The following is an 18,645-nucleotide window of genomic DNA, read 5'->3' as shown; positions in this document are numbered from 1 at the left end:
CGACGGGGAGGAACCGATGACGGACGACAGGACGCAGCAGTCGGACAGGGTCGAGATCGACACGCCCAACGTCCCGGTGGCACCGACCATCACGCCGTTCGTCTACTACGACGGCGTCTCGCTGGACAACGTCAACAAGGCACACCGGCCGACGAACCTGACCCCCGCTCCCGGCGGTGCGGGGGCCGAGACCGAGTGGGACGCCACCACCCTCGACAAGGCGATCAAGTGGCTGGACGACCACGCCGAGTTCCTCAACCAGCAGTCGTACAAGATGGAAGAGGACATCCGGAAGTGGATGCGCAACGCCAGCGCGGCGGCGCCGGGCGCCGGCGGTGAGAAGAGCCCGCTCGGCGGCTTCGAGCGGGCCACCGCCCTCGCCCAGAAGCACGCCGGCCTGTACGACAGCACCCAGAACCGGTTGCGGGAGCTCGCCCGTGAGCTCTGGAAGGCCGCCAACGCCCTCCGGAAGGTCAAGGAGGACTACGACACGGCGGAGGAGCGCAACCGGATGAACGCCAACCAGATGGAGAACGCCTTCAACAGCGCGTCCAGCCGCGCCGGGAAGAACTGAGTCGGGGGAGGCGGCAGATGCCGAGTTGGGAAGAGATGTGCCAGCAGATCGTCATCGACGGCAGGCCCGGTGACGTCACCAGCGCCGCCTTCGGCTGGGAGCAGCTGCTGAAGAACCTGAACACGGTCAAGCAGAACCTCGAGACGAACGTCAAGGACCTCGGCGAGACCTGGAAGGGTCCGGCGTACGAGGCGTTCAAGACGCACATCGAGGGGATCGCGAAGAGCACCGGCGAGGTGGTCGCCGACGCCGAGAGCCGGGCCGGCATCGTGAACTCGTTGAAGGACGCGGCGGACAAGCTCAGCGCCGCGCAGGCCGAGTTCCCGATCCCGGCGAGCTGCGTCAACGACGTGCTGGAGGCCCGCAACGCCCGGATCACGATCAGCGCCGGGTTCTTCGAGATGAAGGTCAAGCCGGACTTCCTCGGCCTGGCCGACCCGATCAGCTCGATGGTCGACTGGTTCAACGACAAGACCGGCGACGCCACCAAGGTCTACCAGCAGGTCAGCGGCCAGTACCTGGCGATCGACGGCGGCCTCGACGCGCCGACCAGCACCACGCCTCCCACGCTCGACGACGGCTTCACGAAGCCGGACCTCGGCGGGGGCGGCGGCGGTGGCGGCGGTGGCGGCGTGCCGGACATCGGCGGCGCGCCCTCCACCGGCGGCTTCGGCGGCAACCCCTCCCTGGGCGGCGTCGGCTCGCCCCCGGGCATCGGCACGGGCGGCCCGGGCATCGGCACCGGCACCCACCCGGACCTCTCCTCCGGCACCGGCGGCTACCCGGGCGGCGGCGGCACCGGCAGCCTCGGTGACGAGTACGGCAGCGGTCTGGCCGGCGCCGGCGGCGTCGGCACCCTGCCCAACTCGGGCCTCGGCGGCGGTGGCCTGCCCAGCACCACCGGCCTCGGCTCCGGCGGCGGTCTCGGCGGTGGCAGCGGCCTCGGCGGCGCCGGCGGCATGATCCCCGGCGGCGGATCCCTCGGCAAGGCGGTGAGCACCGGTATGCCCGGGATGATGGGCGGCGCGGGCGGTGCGGGCGCCGGCCGGGGCGCGGGTCGCGGTGCGGGCCGGCTCGGCGGCGGCATGGGCGGAATGGCCGGCGGCATGGGCGGTGCGGCCGGTCGTGGCGGCGCCGGCAAGGGCGCGGCCGGCGGCGTCCGAGGCGGTGCCGGGGTCAAGGGCGGCATGGCCGGCATGGGCGGCGGCCACGGCGCCGGCTACGGCGAGGAGGAGGCTCCCCGCAACACCTGGCTGGAGGAGGACGAGGACGTCTGGGGCGCGGACGGCGGTGCCGCGCCCGGCATCCTGCGCTGAGCGTCGACAGGGAGCGCCGTCCACGGTCACGTGGGCGGCGCTCCGCCGTTCATGGGGCCTTCGTGGGGGCGCAGCGCCGTTCGTAGGCCGCTCCGCCGTTCGTGGGGCGCGCGTAGGCCGGTGGTCAGGCGTCGACGGTCTCGGCGCGGCGGCCGGGCCGCCACTTCCGCCGGCGGCCCAGGGCCACGATCGGTCGGGCGGCCAGCAGCGCCAGGGCGAGCACTGCCGCGGCACCGGCGACCCAGAGCGCCACGGTGCGCTGCCAGCCCAGCGGGTCCTCCGCCGCGCCGGGCGGCGGCATGGCCCCGACCGGGGGGTCGGTACGGGTGCCGAGCAGGCTGGTCAGCGCCCGGTACGGGTTCACCACCCCGTACCCGAGCTCGGGGTTGTGCCCCTCGGGCGGGTTGTCGGCGGTGCGGGTGAGTCGGTAGGCGACCTGTTCCGGGGTGAGGTCGGGCCGGGCGGCGCGGATCAGCGCCGCCGCGCCCGAGACGTACGCGGCGGCGAAGCTGGTGCCGCCCTGCGGCTCGGCGAGGTAGCCCTGGCCGCCCGGGGCGGGGCCGACGATGTCCAGCCCGGGCGCGGCGATGTCCACGTAGTTGCCGCTGACCGAGCTGCCGACGTGACCGCCCTCCCGGTCGACCCCGGCGACCGCGATCACCCCCGGGTACGCGGCCGGGTACGCCGGCAGGTCCTGCTGCTCCTGCTGCCGGTTGCCGGCGGCGGCCACCACCACGACGCCCTTGCCGAGCGCGTAGTCGACGGCCCGGGCGAGCTCCGGGTGGTCCACCGTGACCAGCGACAGGTTGATCACCTGGACGTCCTGGTCGGTCGACCAGCGGATCGCGTCGGCGATCTGCAGGGGCAGGCCGGGGTCGTTGGTGCGCTGGGTGTCCGGCAGCACCCGGACCGGCAGGATCCGGGCCGCGGGCGCGATGCCGCTGTACGGCGCTCCGGTGTCGTCCCGCCCGGCGATGATCCCGGCCACGATGGTGCCGTGACCGGCCAGGTCGCAGCGGCCCTGCATCGACGGCAGGCCGTTGAAGTCGCGACCCTCGCGTACCTGCCCCTTGAGCAGCGGATGGGTGGGGGAGACGCCGGAGTCGATGACCGCCACGGTGACCCGCTCGCCCCGGGTGATCCGCCAGGCCGACGCCGGGTCGAGCCGGCGCAGCGCCCACGGTGTCTCGGCGGGGGCGACCCCGCCGGCCGGGCCGGGGCAGTTCGGGGCCGCCACGGCCGGTGCCGGCGGCACCACGAGCGAGGCGAGCAGGGCCGCCACCACTCCACCGAGGACCGTCCGGGATGGACGCCCGGAGGTCTCGGTCAGCGCCGTCCCAGTCGGCCGGAAGCTCTCGCGCACGCGCTGAGATTACCGCCGCCGCGCCCGGTGCGGGGCGACGGGCGGTCCGGACCTCCAGGCGCCCCGCGCCCGACGTGGCGCGCCGACGAGGCAGCGGAGGGGCCGGCGGTCGCGCCCTGGTCGACAGGACCGACGTCCGGGCAAGCCGGCGGTCGGCCGGGCCCGTGGTCGCGCCGTGGTCGACCGGACCGAAGCCGGGGCGGTCGGCGAGCGCCGCGCGGTCGGCGCGGAGCGGTGAGAGCGGTCGTCAGGAGGTGGACTCGGCGCGCTCGCTGGTGAAGAGGGCGAGCAGGTCACCCACCTGACGGTCGGACTCGGCCGGGTGCCGGAAGTGGCCGCGCGGGTTGACCGTGTACTCGTTGCGCCGGCCCACCCGGGTGCGGTGGAGGTAGCCGCCGGCCTCCAGGTCGGCGACGATCGCCTGCGCGGCGCGCTCGGTCACGCCGACCTCGTCGGCGACGTCCCGCAGCCGGGCGGTGGGGTTGCGGGCGATGGCGAGCAGCACGTGCGCGTGGTTGGTGAGGAACGTCCAGTTCCGGGTGCTCCCGTTCTGCGCAGTCGTCGCCATGCCCGTCATGGTATGGCCAGTCCCTCGGCTTTTCCGCCCTGGCTCCCCCGGACCCACCCCGGCGGTCGGCCCGCCGGACGCCAGGCGAAACATCACATCGACGCCGGGGCAAAGTATGAAATCCGTATCACGTATACCTTGACGTATCTTCTGCTGCGTGTGACGGTGGGCGGCGAGGCCGCCTCCGTCGCCGGCCGGGTGTGACCAGGCCGATCTCGTGAGGGACCGAGGTGAGGCAATGACCCTGACCGATCCGACGCAGGCGCTCGCCGAGCTGCACGCCGGCAACCGGCGTTTCGTGACGGGCGCGCAGCGCCACCCCAACCAGGACTCGCTGCACCGGGCGGCGGTCGCCGACGGCCAGCACCCGTTCGCGGTGATCGTCGGCTGCTCCGACTCCCGCCTCGCCGCCGAGATCATCTTCGACCGGGGCCTGGGTGACCTCTTCGTGGTGCGTACCGCCGGGCACACCGCCGGCCCCGAGGTGCTCGGCAGCGTCGAGTACGCGGTGAGCGTCCTGAACACCCCGCTGGTGGTGGTGCTCGGCCACGACTCCTGCGGGGCGGTGCAGGCCGCCCGGGACGCCGCGCGGACCGGCACGCCGCCGGCCGGGCACCTGCGGGCGGTGGTGGACGCGGTGGCGCCCAGCCTCCGGCGGGCCGCCGAGCAGGGTGTCGACGACGTCGACGGGATCGTCGACATCCACATCGCGCACACCGTCGAGGCGCTGCTGGGCAACTCCGCCGTACTGGCCGCCGCGGTCGCCGAGGGGCGGTGCGCGGTGGTCGGCATGTCGTACCGACTGGCCGCCGGTGAGGTGCGGACGGTGGCCGCGGTGCCGAGCGTCGTGCCGGCTCAGGCCGGCGATCGGGCGACCGCCGTCGCCGGCTGAGCCCCCCCGCACGCGACGAGGGCCGCCCCCACCGGGGACGGCCCTCGTTCGGTACGCGTCGCGCGCTAAAGCATCGACATGTGCACGTGGTCGGTGTGGTTCGACGGTCCGCTGTACGACTTCCACCCGGTCGCCGGGAACCAGATCTGCCGGTTCCAGATCACGTAGTAGATGCCGAGCCGGTCGGCGTTGCGGATCAGGAACGCGGCGAGGTTGTTGCCGTACATCCGGGTGTCGTTGTTGTGCCAGGGCGCGAAGCCGCTCCGCTGCAACGACCAGTCGCAGGCCTTGCCCTTCGGGTGCTCCCACGGCCCGCCGGGCCGGTAGCAGCCCGCGAACCGGGTGAAGCCGGCCCGCCGGACCTCCTTGTACGCGTGCAGGGTGCGCGGCGTGATGGTGCCGGAGGTGGTCGGGTCGTTCTCGGTGCGTGACTCCGGACGCCAGCCGCCGTCGGCAGTCCGGCCGGGGCCGATCCGGGCGACCGGCGAGGTCGCGTCGACCAGGCCGCCGGTGAAGCCCCGGCCACCGACCAGCTGGAGGGCCTTCTCGGCCTCCCGGCTCTCCCGGGCCATGTCGTTGGTGAGCTTCTGCTGCTCGCGCACCTCGGCGTCCAGCGCCAGCTTGGCCTGCTCCGCGCGGTTCTTGGCGGCGGTGACCTTGGCTAGCTTCTGCGCGTTGACCATGTTCAGCTCGTCCAGGGCGGCGGCGCGCCTGACGAACGAGTCCGGGGCGTCGCTCTCCAGCAGCATCGCCACCGCGCCGATCCGGCCGGTCCGGTACGACTGCGCCGCGATCTGCGAGACCGTCGGCTGCAACGCCGCCAGCTCGTCCTGCGCGCGCCGCACCTCCAGCGCGAGCTGCTGCTGGCGCTTCTTGGACTTCTCCAGCTGCGTCTTCGCCTTCGAGTACTCGCGGTTGCGCAGCTCGATGACGTCGGTGAGCAGCTTGGGCTCGTCGTCCTCCTCGTGCCCGGAGGGGGTGGGGGTCGAGGGCGCGGCGATCGCGGCTGTCGGCCCGCCGAGGATGGCCAGCGCGGCGAACACGGCCACCACCGGAGTCAACCAGCGGCGCAGGGGTGCCGTCACAGTGTTCCCTTCCGTCGACCGCCGACCGGGTTAGCTGACGGGTTCGGGACGGAAGTGGCCCCTACCGCTCGCGCGGATTCACCCCATGTACCTGGTTCCCCGGCTCGCCTCGCGGCGATTGGGCGGCGGCACCGCAGGCGCCGCTGCGCGCCTTCGGCGGTGACCGGCAGCGAGGTTACCCGAGAGTCGTACCGGGGATCTACGTCCAGAACCCGACTAAATGCGTTATTTCGTCGTAGCGAAGCGTGACGAGTGACGCGTTCGTCAGGTTCCGCGTCGGCGTCGGTCACGCAGCGGAGTCTCACCATGCGGTGTCCGTGCTCCTTTCCGGGTCGGGCCACCGTGCGGGGGCCGGGGTGGACGGTCCGCCGGGACGCGACGCGCTCAGCGCCTCGAGCGCCGCGTCCCGGTCGGCGGAGGGGCGGGGCGTGGGTGCCGGTCCGGTGTCCCGGGCCGGATCGTCGGCCGGGCCACGACCGGCGGTGGCGACCAGCGCGGCCAGAGCGGTGGTCAGCGGTACGGCGGCGATCAGGCCGAGCGTCGCCACCGCGCTGCGGACGATCTCCTGGGCCAGGAACTCGCTGGTGAGGATCTGGCTCACCGGCCGGCTGTCGGCGGTGAGCAGGAGCAGCAGCGGCAGCGACGCGCCCGCGTACGCGAGCACGATGGTGTTCACCGTGGAGGCGATGTGCGCCCGGCCGACCCGGGTGGCGGCCCGGTAGAGCTGGGTCCGGGACAGTCCGGGGTTGGCGTGCGCCAGCTCGGTGACGGTGGCGGCCTGGGTGACGGTGACGTCGTCGAGCACGCCGAGCGAGCCGATGATGATGCCGGCCAGCAGCAGCCCGTGCAGGTCGACGTCGCGCTGGTACATCGACAGCGTGGTGGCCTCCTCGCTGCCGAACCCGGTCAGGTGGGTGGCGGCGGTGGCCAGGCTGCCGAGCAGCCCGGTCAGCACCAGGCTGCCGAGCGTGCCGAGGACCGCCACCGAGGTCTGCGCGGTGATCCCGTGGGTCAGGTACAGCACCACGAACATGATCAGCGCCGAGCCGGTGATCGCGATCAGAAGTGGCGAGCCGCCCGCCGCGATGCCGGGCACGACGAAGGTCAGCAGGATGGCGAAGCTGGCGCCCAGCCCGGCAAGCGCGGCCAGCCCGCGCAGCCGGCCGAACGCCACGATCGCCGCCGCGAAGAGCGCCACCAGCCACACCAGCGGCTTGCCCCGCTGGTGTTCGGCGATCTGGTAGCTGGTGGCGGTGGGGTCGGCCGGGTCGGCGAGCTGGACCAGCACCACCTCGTCGCCCACCGCCACGGCGGGTGCGCCCGGGCCGGCGGGCACCGGCGTCTCCACCTGCTGCCCGTTGTCCGGGCCCTGCTCGACCCGGACCGTCACGGTCCCGCACGGGCCCTCGACGGCGCCGGGCGCCTCCGGCGTCGGTGGGCAGGGTTCGGTCACCACCCGGGTCACCGTGCCGTGGTGGCGCGCCGGCTCGGCGCCGCCGTCGGCCTGCCGCGAGTCGCGCGGCCACAGCACCAGGGCGGCGATCACCGTGACGACGAACAGCGGGACCACCGTCGCGACGAGGATCCGTCGCACCCCCGGTGGGGCGGACGGAGCGGGACGGGTGTGGTCGGCGCCCATTGCGAGTCTCCCAACGATCCAGGGCGGAGTACGTGTCAGCCGGCCGGTCGGTTCAGCCGCGGAACGCGCGTGGCGGGCCGCGTACCCCGGTGTGGGCCCTGGGTGCCGGCGGGGTCACCCAGGGCGACCGGACGGTGCTGTCGCCCGGTGTGGCGACCCGCCCGGGCGGCCGCCCACGGCAGCCGAGCCCGGCGCGGTACGCGGGTCGGCGGCAGCAGCGGCGGATGGCGAGTCATGGCCGGAGAATCGTAGCCAGGTTCGGTGCGGGTCCGCCCGGTTCGTGCCATCGGCAGCGCGTTCACCGGGCATCGTGAGGGCATGGACCAGCAGGCCGGCCCGGCCCGGCACCCGGGGTCGGACCGGCACCGGGGGCACGACCGGCACGCCGGGCACGACCCGGAGATGTTCCGCCGCCGGTTCTGGCTCTGCCTGGCGCTGACCCTGCCCGTGGTCGCCACCAGCCACATGGTGATGGAGTGGTTCGGCTACTCGCTGGAGTTCCCCGGCCGGTCCCTGGTCGGGCCGGTGCTCGGCTCGGTGGTCTTCTGGTGGGGCGGCTGGCCGTTCCTCGTCGGCGCGGTGCGCGAGGTGCGCGACCGGGCCCCGGGGATGATGCTGCTGATCGGGATGGCGATCAGCGTCGCGTACGCCGCCTCGCTCGCCACCAGCCTCGGCGCCTTCGAGCTGGACTTCTGGTGGGAGCTGGCCGCCCTGGTCACCATCATGCTGCTCGGGCACTGGCAGGAGATGAAGGCCGTCGGGCAGGCGCGGGGCGCGCTCGCGGCGCTGGCCGCGCTGCTCCCCGACGACGCCGAGCGGGTCGGGCCGCAGGGCGGCACCGAACGGGTGCCGGTGAGCGGGCTGCGGGTGGCCGACGTGGTGCTGGTCCGCCCCGGTGGCCGGGTGCCGGCCGACGGGCGGATCGTCGACGGGGCCGCCGAGCTGGACGAGTCGATGGTCACCGGCGAGTCCCGCCCGGTCTCCCGCGCGGTCGGGGACCGGGTGGTGGCCGGCACCGTCGCCACCGACTCGGCGATCCGGGTCCGGGTGGAGGCCGTCGGCGACCAGACCACCCTCGCCGGCATCCAGCGCCTCGTGGCACAGGCGCAGCAGTCCGGCGGGCGGGCGCAGGCGCTGGCGGACCGCTTCGCCGCCTGGCTCTTCTACGTCGCCACGGGTACCGCCGTGCTAACCGTCGTGGGGTGGACCGCGCTGGGCGAGCGGGACCAGGCCGTGGTGCGGACCGTCACGGTGCTGGTGATCGCCTGCCCGCACGCGCTCGGCCTGGCCATCCCGCTGGTGATCGCGCTCTCCACCGCGCTGGCCGCCCGCTCCGGCGTGCTGGTCCGCGACCGGCTCGCGCTGGAACGGATGCGCACCGTGGACGTGGTGCTCTTCGACAAGACCGGCACCCTCACCAGGGGCGAGCACGCGGTGGTCGGGGTGGCCGCCGCGCCGGGGACCGGCGAGGACGAGGTGCTGCGGCTCGCCGCCGGGGTCGAGGCGGACAGCGAACACCCGCTGGCCCGGGCGATCGTCGCGGCCGCCGCCGAGCACGGCGGCCCGGCCCCGGCCGCCGGCTTCCGCTCGCTGCCGGGGCGCGGCGTCCGGGCCGACATCGACGGTGCGCCGTACGCGGTCGGCGGCCCCGCGCTCCTGCGTGAGCAGGGACTGGAGCTGCCCGGGGCGCTGGAGCCGGCGGCCCGGCGCTGGGCGGAGCGCGGCGCGGCGGTGCTGCACCTGGTCCGCCTGCCGGACACCGTCCTCGGCCTGCTCGCCCTCGCCGACCAGGTACGCCCCGAGGCCCGGGAGGCGATCGCGGAACTGCGGGCCGAGGGGGTCCGCAGCATCGCGATGATCACCGGGGACGCCCGGACGGTGGCCGAGGCGGTCGCCGCGGACCTCGGCTTCCGGCCCGGCGTCGACGAGGTCTTCGCCGAGGTGCTCCCCGCCGACAAGGACCGGAAGGTGACCGCGCTGCAACGCCGGGGGCTGCGGGTGGCGATGGTCGGGGACGGGGTCAACGACGCGCCGGCGCTGGCCCGGGCGGACGTGGGCATTGCGATCGGGGCGGGCACCGACGTGGCGATCGAGTCGGCCGGAGTGGTGCTGGCCTCCTCCGACCCGCGCGGGGTCGCCGGGGTGGTCCGGCTGAGCCGGGCGGCGTACCGGAAGATGCGGCAGAACCTCGCCTGGGCGGCCGGCTACAACGTGGTGGCGCTGCCACTGGCGGCCGGCGTGCTGGCCTTCGCGGGGGTGGCGTTGAGTCCGGCGCTCGCCGCGGCGCTGATGTCCGCCTCGACGATCGTGGTCGCGCTCAACGCCCAGTTGTTGCGCCGGGTACGCCTCTGATCCCCGCCCGGATCGGGCTAGCGTGGTCGGGTGCGAACGGTGACGGTGCGGCCGGCCGGGTGGTGGGCCCGGCTGCTCCTGCTCGCCTGCACCCTGCTCGGGCTGGCCGCCATGCACACCATCGGCCACGGCACGCACTCCGTCGCGTCCCACCCGGACGGCCACGCCGCCGTGTCGCAGCGGGCGCCGGTTGCTCAGGCCGCCCGGTCCGAGGCGGTCCCGGTCGCCCACGGCGCCACGCCCGCAGCGGTCCCGGCAGTCCAGGCGGCTCCGCCCGAGGCGATCCCGGCCGCCCACGGCGCCGCGCCCGCAGCGGTCCCGATCGTCCATGTCGCCGGGCCGGTGTCGTTCGCCGGCCAGGGCGGCGGGGTGGTGGTGGGTGACTGCTCCGGGGTCGGCTGCGAACGGGTCGCCGCCGACCAGTCGGCTCGTGCCCGCCCGCGCGGCGCAGTGGCGCTTCCCGCCGATCAGCCGGGCGGTGCCCCGAGTGGCTGGAGTGTCTGCCTGGCGGTGCTCGGCGCCTTCACGGTGGCACTGCTGCTGGCGACGCTGCTGCTCGGCCGTGCCCGCCCCGCCGTCGACACCCGCCACCCGTCGGGGCCGTCGCGTGGGCCGCGCGCCCCGCCACCCCGCCCGGTCGGGCTTCGCCTCGCCACGGTGTCGGTGCTGCGCAGATAGGCCGCCCCGACGCGGCCACGCCGCGTCCGGAGTCCGCTGCGTACGTACCCACACCGAAAGGTTTCGACATGTCCACTCGTACCATCGCGCGCCGTGCCGCCCTGGCCGGCGTCGCCCTGAGCGCCGCTCTCGCCCTGGCCGCCTGCGGCAGCGACGACCACCAGGCCGGCTCCGGCCACGACATGCCGGGCGCGGGCGCCACCGCCGGCCCCTCGGCGAGCGCGTCCGCCACGTTCGGCGACGCCGACATGATGTTCGCCCAGATGATGATCCCGCACCACCAGCAGGCGGTGCGGATGTCGGAGCTGGCCGACAGCCGTGCCCAGGACCCGGAGGTCAAGCACCTCGCCGCGCAGATCAAGGCCGGCCAGGCACCGGAGATCGCCACCATGACCGGCTGGCTCACCGCCTGGGGCCGGCCCGTCCCGTCCGGCAGCCCGAGCAGCGGCCACCACGACCACGGCATGCCGGGCATGATGTCCGACGCCGACATGGCGAAGCTGGCGGCCGCCTCCGGCCGGGAGTTCGACCGGCAGTTCCTGACCATGATGATCGCCCACCACGAGGGCGCGATCACCATGGCGGACGAGGAGCTCGCCAGCGGCGCCAACGCGGACGCCAAGGCCATGGCGCAGCAGATCGTCAACGCCCAGCAGGGCGAGATCGACGCGATGAAGAAGATCCTCGCCCGGCTCTGACCGCCGCCGGCCGGGGCGCCCGGAGCCGTCGTGGCTCCGGGCGTCCCGGCCGGCGGGCTCAGCCGCGCTTCATCAGGCGGCCGACGGCGGCCATCATCTCGGCGGCCATCTCGTCGGCGCGGCCCTCGGCGGCCCCCTCGTGCATGCAGTGCCGGGCGTGGCCGTCGAGCAGGCCGAGGGCGACCTTGTCCAGGGCGGCCTGGATCGCCGAGATCTGGGTCAGCACGTCGATGCAGTACCGGTCGTCGTCGACCATCTTCTCCACGCCGCGGACCTGGCCCTCGACGCGGCGCAGCCGCGCGAGCAGCTGGTCCTTGCTGGCGGTGTAGCCCCGGGTCGGGGTGCTCGGTGTGGTCATGACACCCAGGATAGCGTACCCCCTGGGGGTATGCTACGGTCCTCGGGAGAGCTACCCCTGGGGGGTATAGCATGGGATGCGGGAGGAGAGTTGCCATGGTCACCACCACGTACCAGGTACAGGGCATGACCTGCGGGCACTGCGTCAACTCGGTCAGCACCGAGGTGAGCGCGATCCAGGGCGTCAGCGACGTCCAGGTGGACCTGGCCTCCGGCCGGGTCACCGTCACCAGTGAGAGCCCGCTGGACACCGACGCCGTCCGCGCCGCCGTCGACGAGGCCGGGTACGACCTCGTCGAGGCGTGACGGGGTCACGACCCCAGAGAACCGAGGTATTCCGATGAACACGGCGACGAAGCTGAGCGGTTTCGCCCTCGGCCTCGCGGCGGTGTTCGGCACGGCGTACGGGGTCGGCCACCTGGCCGACCCCGTCACCCCGGCCGCCGACACCCGCCACGAGCCCGCCGGCACCGGCCACGGCTCCGACCCGCACGGCGGCGACCAGACCGGCGGCGACCAGACCGGTGCGGCACACCTGCCCGGCGGGCTGCTCGTCTCCGACCGCGGCTACACCATGCAGCCGGTGGACGCCCCGACCGGGCAGTTCGCCTTCCGGATCACCGGCCCGGACGGCGCCCCGGTGACCGGCTACGAGATCGCCCACGACAAGCGGATGCACCTGATCGTGGCGCGACGCGACCTGTCCGGCTTCCGGCACGTCCACCCCGAGCTGGGCGCCGACGGCACCTGGCGGGTGGACTCCCCGCTGGGCGGGCCGGGCGTCTGGCGCGCCTTCGCCGACTTCACCCCGTCGGGCGGGGAGCCGCTCACCCTCGGGGTCGACGTGACCGTCCCCGGCCAGCTCCAGCACCGGCCGCTGCCGGCACCCACCGCCAGCACCACGGTCGACGGCTACACGGTCACCCTCACCGGCACGCCGCAGCCGGGCCGCACCAGCCAGCTGACGCTGACCGTCAGCCGGGACGGGAAGCCGGTCACCGACCTGGAGCCCTACCTCGGCGCGTACGGGCACCTGGTGGCGTTGCGGCAGGGCGACCTCGCGTACCTGCACGTGCACCCGGAGGGCGTGCCCGGTGACGGGCGTACCCCGGCCGGGCCGGCGGTGAGCTTCGCCGCCGAGGTGCCCTCGGCCGGCAGCTACCGGCTCTACCTGGACTTCCGGCACGGCGGGGCGGTGCACACCGCCGAGTTCACCGTGCTGGCCGGCGACGCTCCGGCGGCCCCGGCGAGCACCCCGGGCACCCGGACCACCCCGACCGCTCCCACCCCGACCGCCGACGCCGGCCACGGCGCCCCCGGTCACGGGCACAACTGATCGGAGGTGCCCCGATGACCCCGACCGCGAACTCCCTGCCGGTCGCGCCCCACCGGATCGAGCTGACCATCGGCGGGATGACCTGCGCGTCCTGCGCCGCGCGGATCGAGAAGAAGCTCAACCGGATGGAGGGCGTGACCGCCACCGTCAACTACGCCACCGAGAAGGCCACCGTCCGGTACGCCGACGAGGTCACGCCGGAGGACCTCATCGCCACGGTGGAGAAGACCGGCTACACCGCCGTCGTGCCGCCCCCGCCCACCCCGGCCGGTACGACCGGACCGGCCGCCGAGCCGGCCGACGAGCTGCGCGGCCTGCGGACCAGGCTGTGGGTCTCGGTCGCGCTGACCGTGCCGGTGATCCTGCTGGCCATGGTGCCGGCCTGGCAGTTCACCTACTGGCAGTGGCTGTCGCTGACCCTGGCCGCCCCGGTGGTGGTCTACGGCGGGCTGCCGTTCCACCGGGCCGCCTGGATCAACCTGCGGCACGGCGCCGCCACCATGGACACCCTGGTCTCGCTCGGCACCCTGGCCGCGTTCGGCTGGTCGCTCTGGGCACTCTTCCTCGGTGATGCCGGGATGCCCGGGATGACCCACCCGTTCCGGCTGGACATCACCCGCACCGACGGCGCCGGCAACATCTACCTGGAGGCGGCGGCCGGCGTCACCGTGTTCATCCTCGCCGGCCGGTACTTCGAGGCCCGTTCCAAGCGGACCGCCGGCGCCGCCCTGCGCGCCCTGCTGGAGCTGGGCGCCCGGGACGTCGCGGTGCTGCGCGGCGACGTCGAGACCCGGATCCCGGTCGACCAGCTCGCGGTGGGGGACCGGTTCGTGGTCCGCCCCGGCGAGAAGGTCGCCACCGACGGGGTGGTGGACGAGGGCACCTCGGCCGTCGACGCCAGCATGCTCACCGGGGAGTCGGTGCCGGTCGAGGTCGGCCCGGGCGACACCGTGGTGGGCGCGACGGTGAACGCCGGTGGCCGGCTGGTGGTCACGGCCACCCGGGTCGGTGCGGACACCCAGCTCGCCCAGATGGCGAAGCTGGTGGAGCAGGCGCAGTCCGGCAAGGCGGCCGTGCAGCGGCTGGCCGACCGGATCTCCGGCGTCTTCGTCCCGATCGTGATCGCCCTGGCCGCCGGCACGCTCGGCTGGTGGCTCGGCACCGGGGCCGGCCCGACGGCCGCGTTCACCGCCGCGGTCGCCGTGCTGATCATCGCCTGCCCGTGCGCGCTCGGCCTGGCCACGCCCACCGCGCTGTTGGTCGGGACCGGCCGGGGAGCCCAGCTCGGCATCCTGATCAAGGGGCCGGAGATGCTGGAGTCCACCCGCCAGGTGGACACCGTCGTGCTGGACAAGACCGGCACGGTCACCACCGGCCGGATGACCCTGGTCGACGTGCTCCCCGCCCAGGGGGTCGACCGGACGGAACTGCTCCGGCTCGCCGGGGCGCTGGAGGCCGGCTCCGAGCACCCGGTCGCCCGGGCGGTCGCGGCGGGCGCCGCCGAGGCGGGCGCGCTGCCGCCGGTCACCGGCTTCGCCAACGCCGAGGGGCTCGGCGTCACCGGCACCGTGGACGGCCGCGAGGTGGTCGTCGGTCGGCTCCGGCTGCTGCGCGAGCGGGGCCTGGACGTACCCGAGGAGGTCGTCCGGGCGGCGGGTGACGCGGAGGCCGCCGGCCGGACGGCCGTGCTGGCCGGCTGGGACGGCCGGGCCCGGGGCGTCCTCGCGGTCGCCGACGCGGTCAAGCCGACCAGCCGGGCGGCGATCGACGGGCTGCGCGGCCTGGGACTGAAGCCGGTGCTGCTCACCGGCGACAACGCGACCGTCGCCCGGGCGGTGGCGGCCGAGGTCGGCATCGACGAGGTGATCGCCGAGGTGCTGCCGGCCGACAAGGTCGACGTGGTCAGGCGACTCCAGGGCGAGGGGCGGACCGTCGCGATGGTCGGCGACGGGGTCAACGACGCCGCCGCGCTGGCCCAGGCCGACCTGGGTCTGGCCATGGGCACCGGCACCGACGTGGCGATCGAGGCCGCCGATCTGACCCTGGTGCGCGGCGACCTCACCGCCGCGGTCGACGCCATCCGGCTCTCCCGGCGGACCCTGGCCATCATCAAGGGCAACCTCTTCTGGGCGTTCGCCTACAACCTGGCCGCGTTGCCGCTGGCCGCCGCCGGCCTGCTCAACCCGATGATCGCCGGGGCCGCGATGGCCTTCTCGTCGGTGTTCGTGGTCGCCAACAGCCTCCGGCTGCGCGGGTTCCGCCCGGTCGGCTGAGCACGGGCGCGCCGCCGCCGGTCCCACCGTGGGGCCGGCGGCGACGTCGTTCCTCCATCCCGCCGCCCCGACCACGGCACCGGTCACCGTGGGTGATCACGTATGGGTGATCGGTGTTTCCGGCGAAAAGGCCCGGGGTACATCCGGGACGTCGGAGGAACTGCAAACTGGAGGTTCGCATGGGTATCGACGACAAGATCGACAACGCTGGCGAGAACACCGCGGGCAAGATCAAGGAGGGCCTGGGTCGGGCGACCGACGACGAGCGCCTCGAGGCCGAGGGCCGCAACGACCAGGCGAAGTCCAACCTCAAGCAGGCCGGCGAGAAGATCAAGGACGCTTTCAAGAGCTGACCAACGCATTCCGCACGCCGGGCCGACCACTGTCGGCCCGGCGTGCGGCGCGCTGTGCCCGACGCCGATCGCTGTCACCACCGGGGGAGCCGCTTCGCGGCAGCGGAGCGTGAGTGCCTCCGGCACGCCGGCCGCAGCACGCCGACGTGACCTCGCAGCGATCCTGGTCGTTGCCAGAACGACATCCGCCGCGTTCCGACCCGGCGGCCGGGCGATGAGATCCGGCCGTGGGTCGACCCGCGCCGTCCCCACCGGACGGCCGACACCCGAACGGGGAAGTCCATGTTCCGAAGCTCCGCCGCCGCGCTCGCCCTGGTGGCCTGCGCCGCCCTCGTCGCCGGCTGCCAGCAGGCCGGGAACGACGCCGCCGACCCGCAGGACGCTCCGGCCGCCGCGAGCGCCACCGCCACCGCGAGCGCCGCCGCGACGCCCAGCCCGAGCGCGTCGCCGACCGGCCCGAGCGCCGCCAACACCGCCGCCGTCTGCCGGCGCGCCGATGAGCTGATCATCGAGGCCAGCCGGAGGATCGCCGACGACTCGGCGGCGGCCACCCGTCGCGAACTCACCCCGGAGCAGCTCAACGGCCAGCTCAAGGGCACCCTCGCCGGGCTCGCCGACGACCTGCGCAAGCAGGCCGGCAACGCCGAGGACCCGCGGATCAGGGACCTGGTGACCGATGCCGCGAAGCAGATCGACACGGGAGCCGCGGCGGCCAGCCCGGCGACCTGGATGGCGACCGGCTTCGTCCGCATCCCCGAGCGGCTCACCCGCGACTGCCACGTCTGACCGGCACGGCCCAGCTCGGCCCTCCCCGGCCGGTGGCACTCAGCCGGCCGGGGAGAGGAGCACGCCGCTACCGGTAGCCGGTGCTCAGCGCCGTACCCGGTAGGTCACGTGGGTGACGGTCGGGCCGGCGACCACCGACACCTGCTCCAGCCGGGGGTCGCCGACCCCCTCGAAGAGCCGTTCGCCGCCCCCGAGCACGATCGGCACGACGTGCAGCTGGAGGGTGTCCAGCAACCCCGCCGCCAGGCACTGGTTGACCGTGCTCGCGCCGCCCGCCACGGAGACCACCCCGTCGCCGGCCGCCTCCCGGGCCTGCCCCAGCGCGGCGGCGAGCCCGTCGGTGACGAACCGGAACTCCGTCCCGCCGCGCATCACCAGCGTCTCGCGCGGATGGTGGGTGAGCACGAATACCGGCGTACGGAACGGCGGGTCCTCGCCCCACCAGCCCGTCCAGTCGAGGTCCCACGGCCCGTCGCCGCCGCCGAACATCCGGCGTCCCATCACGTACGCCCCGATGTCGCGGGTCATCTCGTCGACCACCTCGACGTCGACGCCGCGCCCCCCACCGGCCAGCCCGTGCCGCTCCCGCCAGGCGTCCAGCCCGAAGAACCACTCGTGCAGGCGCAGCCCGCCCCGACCCAGCGGGTCCTGCCGGCTCTGGTCCGGCCCCGCCACGTACCCGTCCAACGACATCGAGATCTGACAGCTCACTGTGGTCATGCGGGGTGGACCCCCGTCGTCCCCGGAACTCATCGGTCGCCCGCCAGCCGGGCCGCGCGCACCTCCAGGTAGCGCCGCTCCGGCAGGCTGGTGGTCCGCCGGGCCGCCAGCAGGTACGCCTCCCGCGCCGCCGCCCGCTCCCCGGCCAGCTCCAGCAGGTGGGCCCGGACGGCCGCCAGCCGGTGGTGGCCGGCGATCCGCTCATCGGTGTCGAGCGGGGCGAGCAGGGCGAGCCCGGCGCGCGGACCGTCCACCATGGCCACCGCGGCGGCCCGGTTGAGGGTGACCATCGGGTTCGGCGACACGGCCGCCAGCACCCGGTAGAGCGCGACGATCTGCGGCCAGTCCGTCCGCTCCGCGGAGGGCGCCTCGGCGTGCACCGCCGCGATCGCCGCCTGGAGCTGGTACGGGCCCGGCGGCGACCAGGTCAGCGCCTCGGTCACCAGGGCCACCCCCTCGGTGATGGCGGCCCGGTCCCACCGGCTCCGGTCCTGTTCGGCGAGCGGGACCAGTTCCCCGCCCGGCCCGGTCCGCGCCGCCCGGTGCGCGTCGGTGAGCAGCATCAGCGCGAGCAGGCCGGCGACCTCGCCGTCGTCGGGCAGCGCCCGGTGCAGCTGGCGGGTCAGCCGGATCGCCTCGCCGGTCAGCTCGGCCCGGTGCAGGTCGGCCCCGCTGGAGGCGGTGTAGCCCTCGTTGAAGATCAGGTACAGCACGTGCAGCACCGTCCGCAGCCGCTCGTCCCGCTCGGCCGGCGACGGCATGACGAACCGCGCGCCGGCCGCCTCGACGCGCTGCTTGGCCCGGCGGATGCGCTGGCTCATGGTCGGCTCCGGCACCAGGAACGCCTGCGCGATCTGTGCCGTGCTCAGCCCACCCACCGCGCGCAGGGTCAGCGCCAGCTGCGCCGACCGGGGCAGCGCCGGATGGCAGCAGAGGAAGAACAGGGTGAGGCTGTCGTCCCCGGTGGACGGCGGCTCGTCGGCGGGCGGAGCGACCGCCGCGTACGCCGGCTCCCGGAGCGCGACGGCGACCTCGCGGTCGCGGCGGGCCCGCTCGCTGCGCCACTCGTCGGTCAGCCGGCGACCGGCGACGGTGAGCAGCCAGGCGCGGGGATTGTCCGGCACTCCCCGCTCCGGCCACTGCGTGGCGGCGGCCAGCAGCGCCTCCTGCACCGCGTCCTCGCAGGCGGAGAAGGCGCTGTGCCGGCGGACCAGGATGCCGAGGACCTGCGGCGCGAGGGTGCGCAGCAGGTCCTCCACCTCCCGCTGCGTCACATCTCGGTCCCGGCCTCGTCCATCACCGCGCGCACCTCCAGCACGCCGAAGCCCATCCGGACGTCGGGCCAGCGCGTGGCGATCTCGGCGGCCCGGTCCGGGCTGTCGCAGTCGACCATGAGGTAGCCGGCGAACTGCTCCTTGCTCTCCATGAACGGCCCGTCGGTGACCTCGGGGTGCTCGCCCCGGAGCCGGACCGTCCGGGTCTGTGACGGGTCGGCCAGCGCCTGGCCACCGACCAGCTCGCCGGACTCGGTCAGCTCCTTCATGATCTCGTCGACCTCGCCGAAGAGCGCGGTGCGCTCCTGCTCGGAGAGGCCCTCGACGAAGCCGGGCCGGTTCCAGATCAGCAACATGTACTTCACGTGGTGCTCCTGACGT

At 74.7% G+C, this 18,645-nt stretch carries 19 protein-coding genes and 1 riboswitch; of the genes, 11 read left to right on the top strand and 8 right to left on the bottom strand.

The features are described from left to right. The first annotated feature begins 16 nt into the window (after positions 1-16). A complete protein-coding gene (locus FHX75_RS13665) occupies positions 17-574 on the top strand; it encodes a hypothetical protein (protein ID WP_154939985.1) in 558 nt (185 codons plus the stop codon). A 17-nt stretch (positions 575-591) separates the two neighbouring features. Continuing rightward, a complete protein-coding gene (locus FHX75_RS30760) occupies positions 592-1,890 on the top strand; it encodes a WXG100 family type VII secretion target (protein WP_170285369.1) in 1,299 nt (432 codons plus the stop codon). 124 nt (positions 1,891-2,014) lie between these two features. Here the strand turns inward: FHX75_RS30760 and mycP are convergent, their stop codons facing one another. Together mycP and FHX75_RS13650 are read right to left on the bottom strand one after the other, a co-directional pair. Continuing rightward, complete coding sequence (gene mycP, locus FHX75_RS13655; RefSeq protein ID WP_246158022.1) at positions 2,015-3,253, bottom strand: type VII secretion-associated serine protease mycosin; 1,239 nt, start codon at positions 3,251-3,253, stop codon at positions 2,015-2,017. Between the two features lie 247 nt (positions 3,254-3,500). Then, positions 3,501-3,830 carry a helix-turn-helix transcriptional regulator gene (locus tag FHX75_RS13650; RefSeq protein ID WP_154939983.1) on the bottom strand — a complete coding sequence of 110 codons (330 nt, stop codon included), beginning with the start codon at positions 3,828-3,830 and terminating at the stop codon, positions 3,501-3,503. Positions 3,831-4,059: 229 nt separating this feature from the next. Between FHX75_RS13650 and FHX75_RS13645 the strand changes: the two genes are divergently transcribed. Then, complete coding sequence (locus FHX75_RS13645) at positions 4,060-4,713, top strand: carbonic anhydrase (protein WP_154939981.1); 654 nt, start codon at positions 4,060-4,062, stop codon at positions 4,711-4,713. 65 nt (positions 4,714-4,778) lie between these two features. Here FHX75_RS13645 and FHX75_RS13640 read toward each other — a convergent pair whose 3' ends face one another. Beyond that, complete coding sequence (locus tag FHX75_RS13640) at positions 4,779-5,798, bottom strand: coiled-coil domain-containing protein (RefSeq protein WP_154939979.1); 1,020 nt, start codon at positions 5,796-5,798, stop codon at positions 4,779-4,781. Between the two features lie 4 nt (positions 5,799-5,802). Further along, positions 5,803-5,933: riboswitch (cyclic di-AMP (ydaO/yuaA leader) on the bottom strand. 166 nt (positions 5,934-6,099) lie between these two features. After that, entirely contained in the window at positions 6,100-7,437 is a 1,338-nt protein-coding gene (locus tag FHX75_RS13635; RefSeq protein WP_154939977.1) for a YibE/F family protein, read from the bottom strand. A 318-nt stretch (positions 7,438-7,755) separates the two neighbouring features. Between FHX75_RS13635 and FHX75_RS13630 the strand changes: the two genes are divergently transcribed. From FHX75_RS13630 to FHX75_RS13620, 3 genes are all read left to right on the top strand, one after another. After that, positions 7,756-9,789 (top strand): heavy metal translocating P-type ATPase, encoded by a 2,034-nt coding sequence (locus FHX75_RS13630; RefSeq protein WP_154939975.1) that lies wholly within the window; start codon positions 7,756-7,758, stop codon positions 9,787-9,789. A 30-nt stretch (positions 9,790-9,819) separates the two neighbouring features. Then, complete coding sequence (locus tag FHX75_RS13625; protein ID WP_154939973.1) at positions 9,820-10,467, top strand: hypothetical protein; 648 nt, start codon at positions 9,820-9,822, stop codon at positions 10,465-10,467. A gap of 68 nt (positions 10,468-10,535) precedes the next feature. Further along, entirely contained in the window at positions 10,536-11,165 is a 630-nt protein-coding gene (locus FHX75_RS13620) for a DUF305 domain-containing protein (RefSeq protein WP_154939971.1), read from the top strand. 58 nt (positions 11,166-11,223) lie between these two features. Here FHX75_RS13620 and FHX75_RS13615 read toward each other — a convergent pair whose 3' ends face one another. After that, positions 11,224-11,523, bottom strand: a complete 300-nt coding sequence (locus FHX75_RS13615; RefSeq protein WP_154939970.1) for a metal-sensitive transcriptional regulator — start codon at positions 11,521-11,523, stop codon at positions 11,224-11,226. A gap of 95 nt (positions 11,524-11,618) precedes the next feature. Here FHX75_RS13615 and FHX75_RS13610 point away from each other — a divergent pair, with 95 nt between their 5' ends. The 5 genes from FHX75_RS13610 to FHX75_RS13590 all read left to right on the top strand — a co-directional run bounded on the left by FHX75_RS13610 (position 11,619) and on the right by FHX75_RS13590 (position 16,270). Beyond that, positions 11,619-11,828 carry a heavy-metal-associated domain-containing protein gene (locus tag FHX75_RS13610; RefSeq protein ID WP_154939967.1) on the top strand — a complete coding sequence of 70 codons (210 nt, stop codon included), beginning with the start codon at positions 11,619-11,621 and terminating at the stop codon, positions 11,826-11,828. A gap of 34 nt (positions 11,829-11,862) precedes the next feature. After that, positions 11,863-12,858, top strand: a complete 996-nt coding sequence (locus tag FHX75_RS13605; RefSeq protein ID WP_154939965.1) for a hypothetical protein — start codon at positions 11,863-11,865, stop codon at positions 12,856-12,858. A gap of 14 nt (positions 12,859-12,872) precedes the next feature. After that, complete coding sequence (locus tag FHX75_RS13600; RefSeq protein ID WP_154939963.1) at positions 12,873-15,131, top strand: heavy metal translocating P-type ATPase; 2,259 nt, start codon at positions 12,873-12,875, stop codon at positions 15,129-15,131. Between the two features lie 179 nt (positions 15,132-15,310). Next, on the top strand, positions 15,311-15,484 hold the full coding sequence (locus FHX75_RS13595) for a CsbD family protein (protein ID WP_154939961.1): 174 nt from the start codon (positions 15,311-15,313) through the stop codon (positions 15,482-15,484). Between the two features lie 282 nt (positions 15,485-15,766). Further along, positions 15,767-16,270 carry a hypothetical protein gene (locus tag FHX75_RS13590; protein ID WP_154939959.1) on the top strand — a complete coding sequence of 168 codons (504 nt, stop codon included), beginning with the start codon at positions 15,767-15,769 and terminating at the stop codon, positions 16,268-16,270. 84 nt (positions 16,271-16,354) lie between these two features. Here FHX75_RS13590 and FHX75_RS13585 read toward each other — a convergent pair whose 3' ends face one another. The 3 genes from FHX75_RS13585 to FHX75_RS13575 are packed head-to-tail and all read right to left on the bottom strand — an operon-like array spanning position 16,355 to position 18,620. Next, positions 16,355-16,990 carry a dihydrofolate reductase family protein gene (locus FHX75_RS13585; RefSeq protein ID WP_154939957.1) on the bottom strand — a complete coding sequence of 212 codons (636 nt, stop codon included), beginning with the start codon at positions 16,988-16,990 and terminating at the stop codon, positions 16,355-16,357. A 29-nt stretch (positions 16,991-17,019) separates the two neighbouring features. Continuing rightward, positions 17,020-18,264 (bottom strand): RNA polymerase sigma factor, encoded by a 1,245-nt coding sequence (locus tag FHX75_RS13580; protein WP_154939955.1) that lies wholly within the window; start codon positions 18,262-18,264, stop codon positions 17,020-17,022. Next, positions 18,261-18,620, bottom strand: coding sequence for a YciI family protein (locus FHX75_RS13575; RefSeq protein WP_246158287.1), 360 nt, complete (start codon positions 18,618-18,620; stop codon positions 18,261-18,263). The genes FHX75_RS13580 and FHX75_RS13575 overlap by 4 nt, the downstream gene beginning before the upstream one ends. Positions 18,621-18,645 lie beyond the last annotated feature (25 nt).

It is taken from the genome of Micromonospora palomenae, from assembly GCF_007829925.1.
GTDB lineage: Bacteria > Actinomycetota > Actinomycetes > Mycobacteriales > Micromonosporaceae > Micromonospora > Micromonospora purpureochromogenes.
The sequence above is the reverse complement of the archived record's forward strand: the minus strand, read 5'-3'. Positions and strand labels throughout refer to the sequence as shown.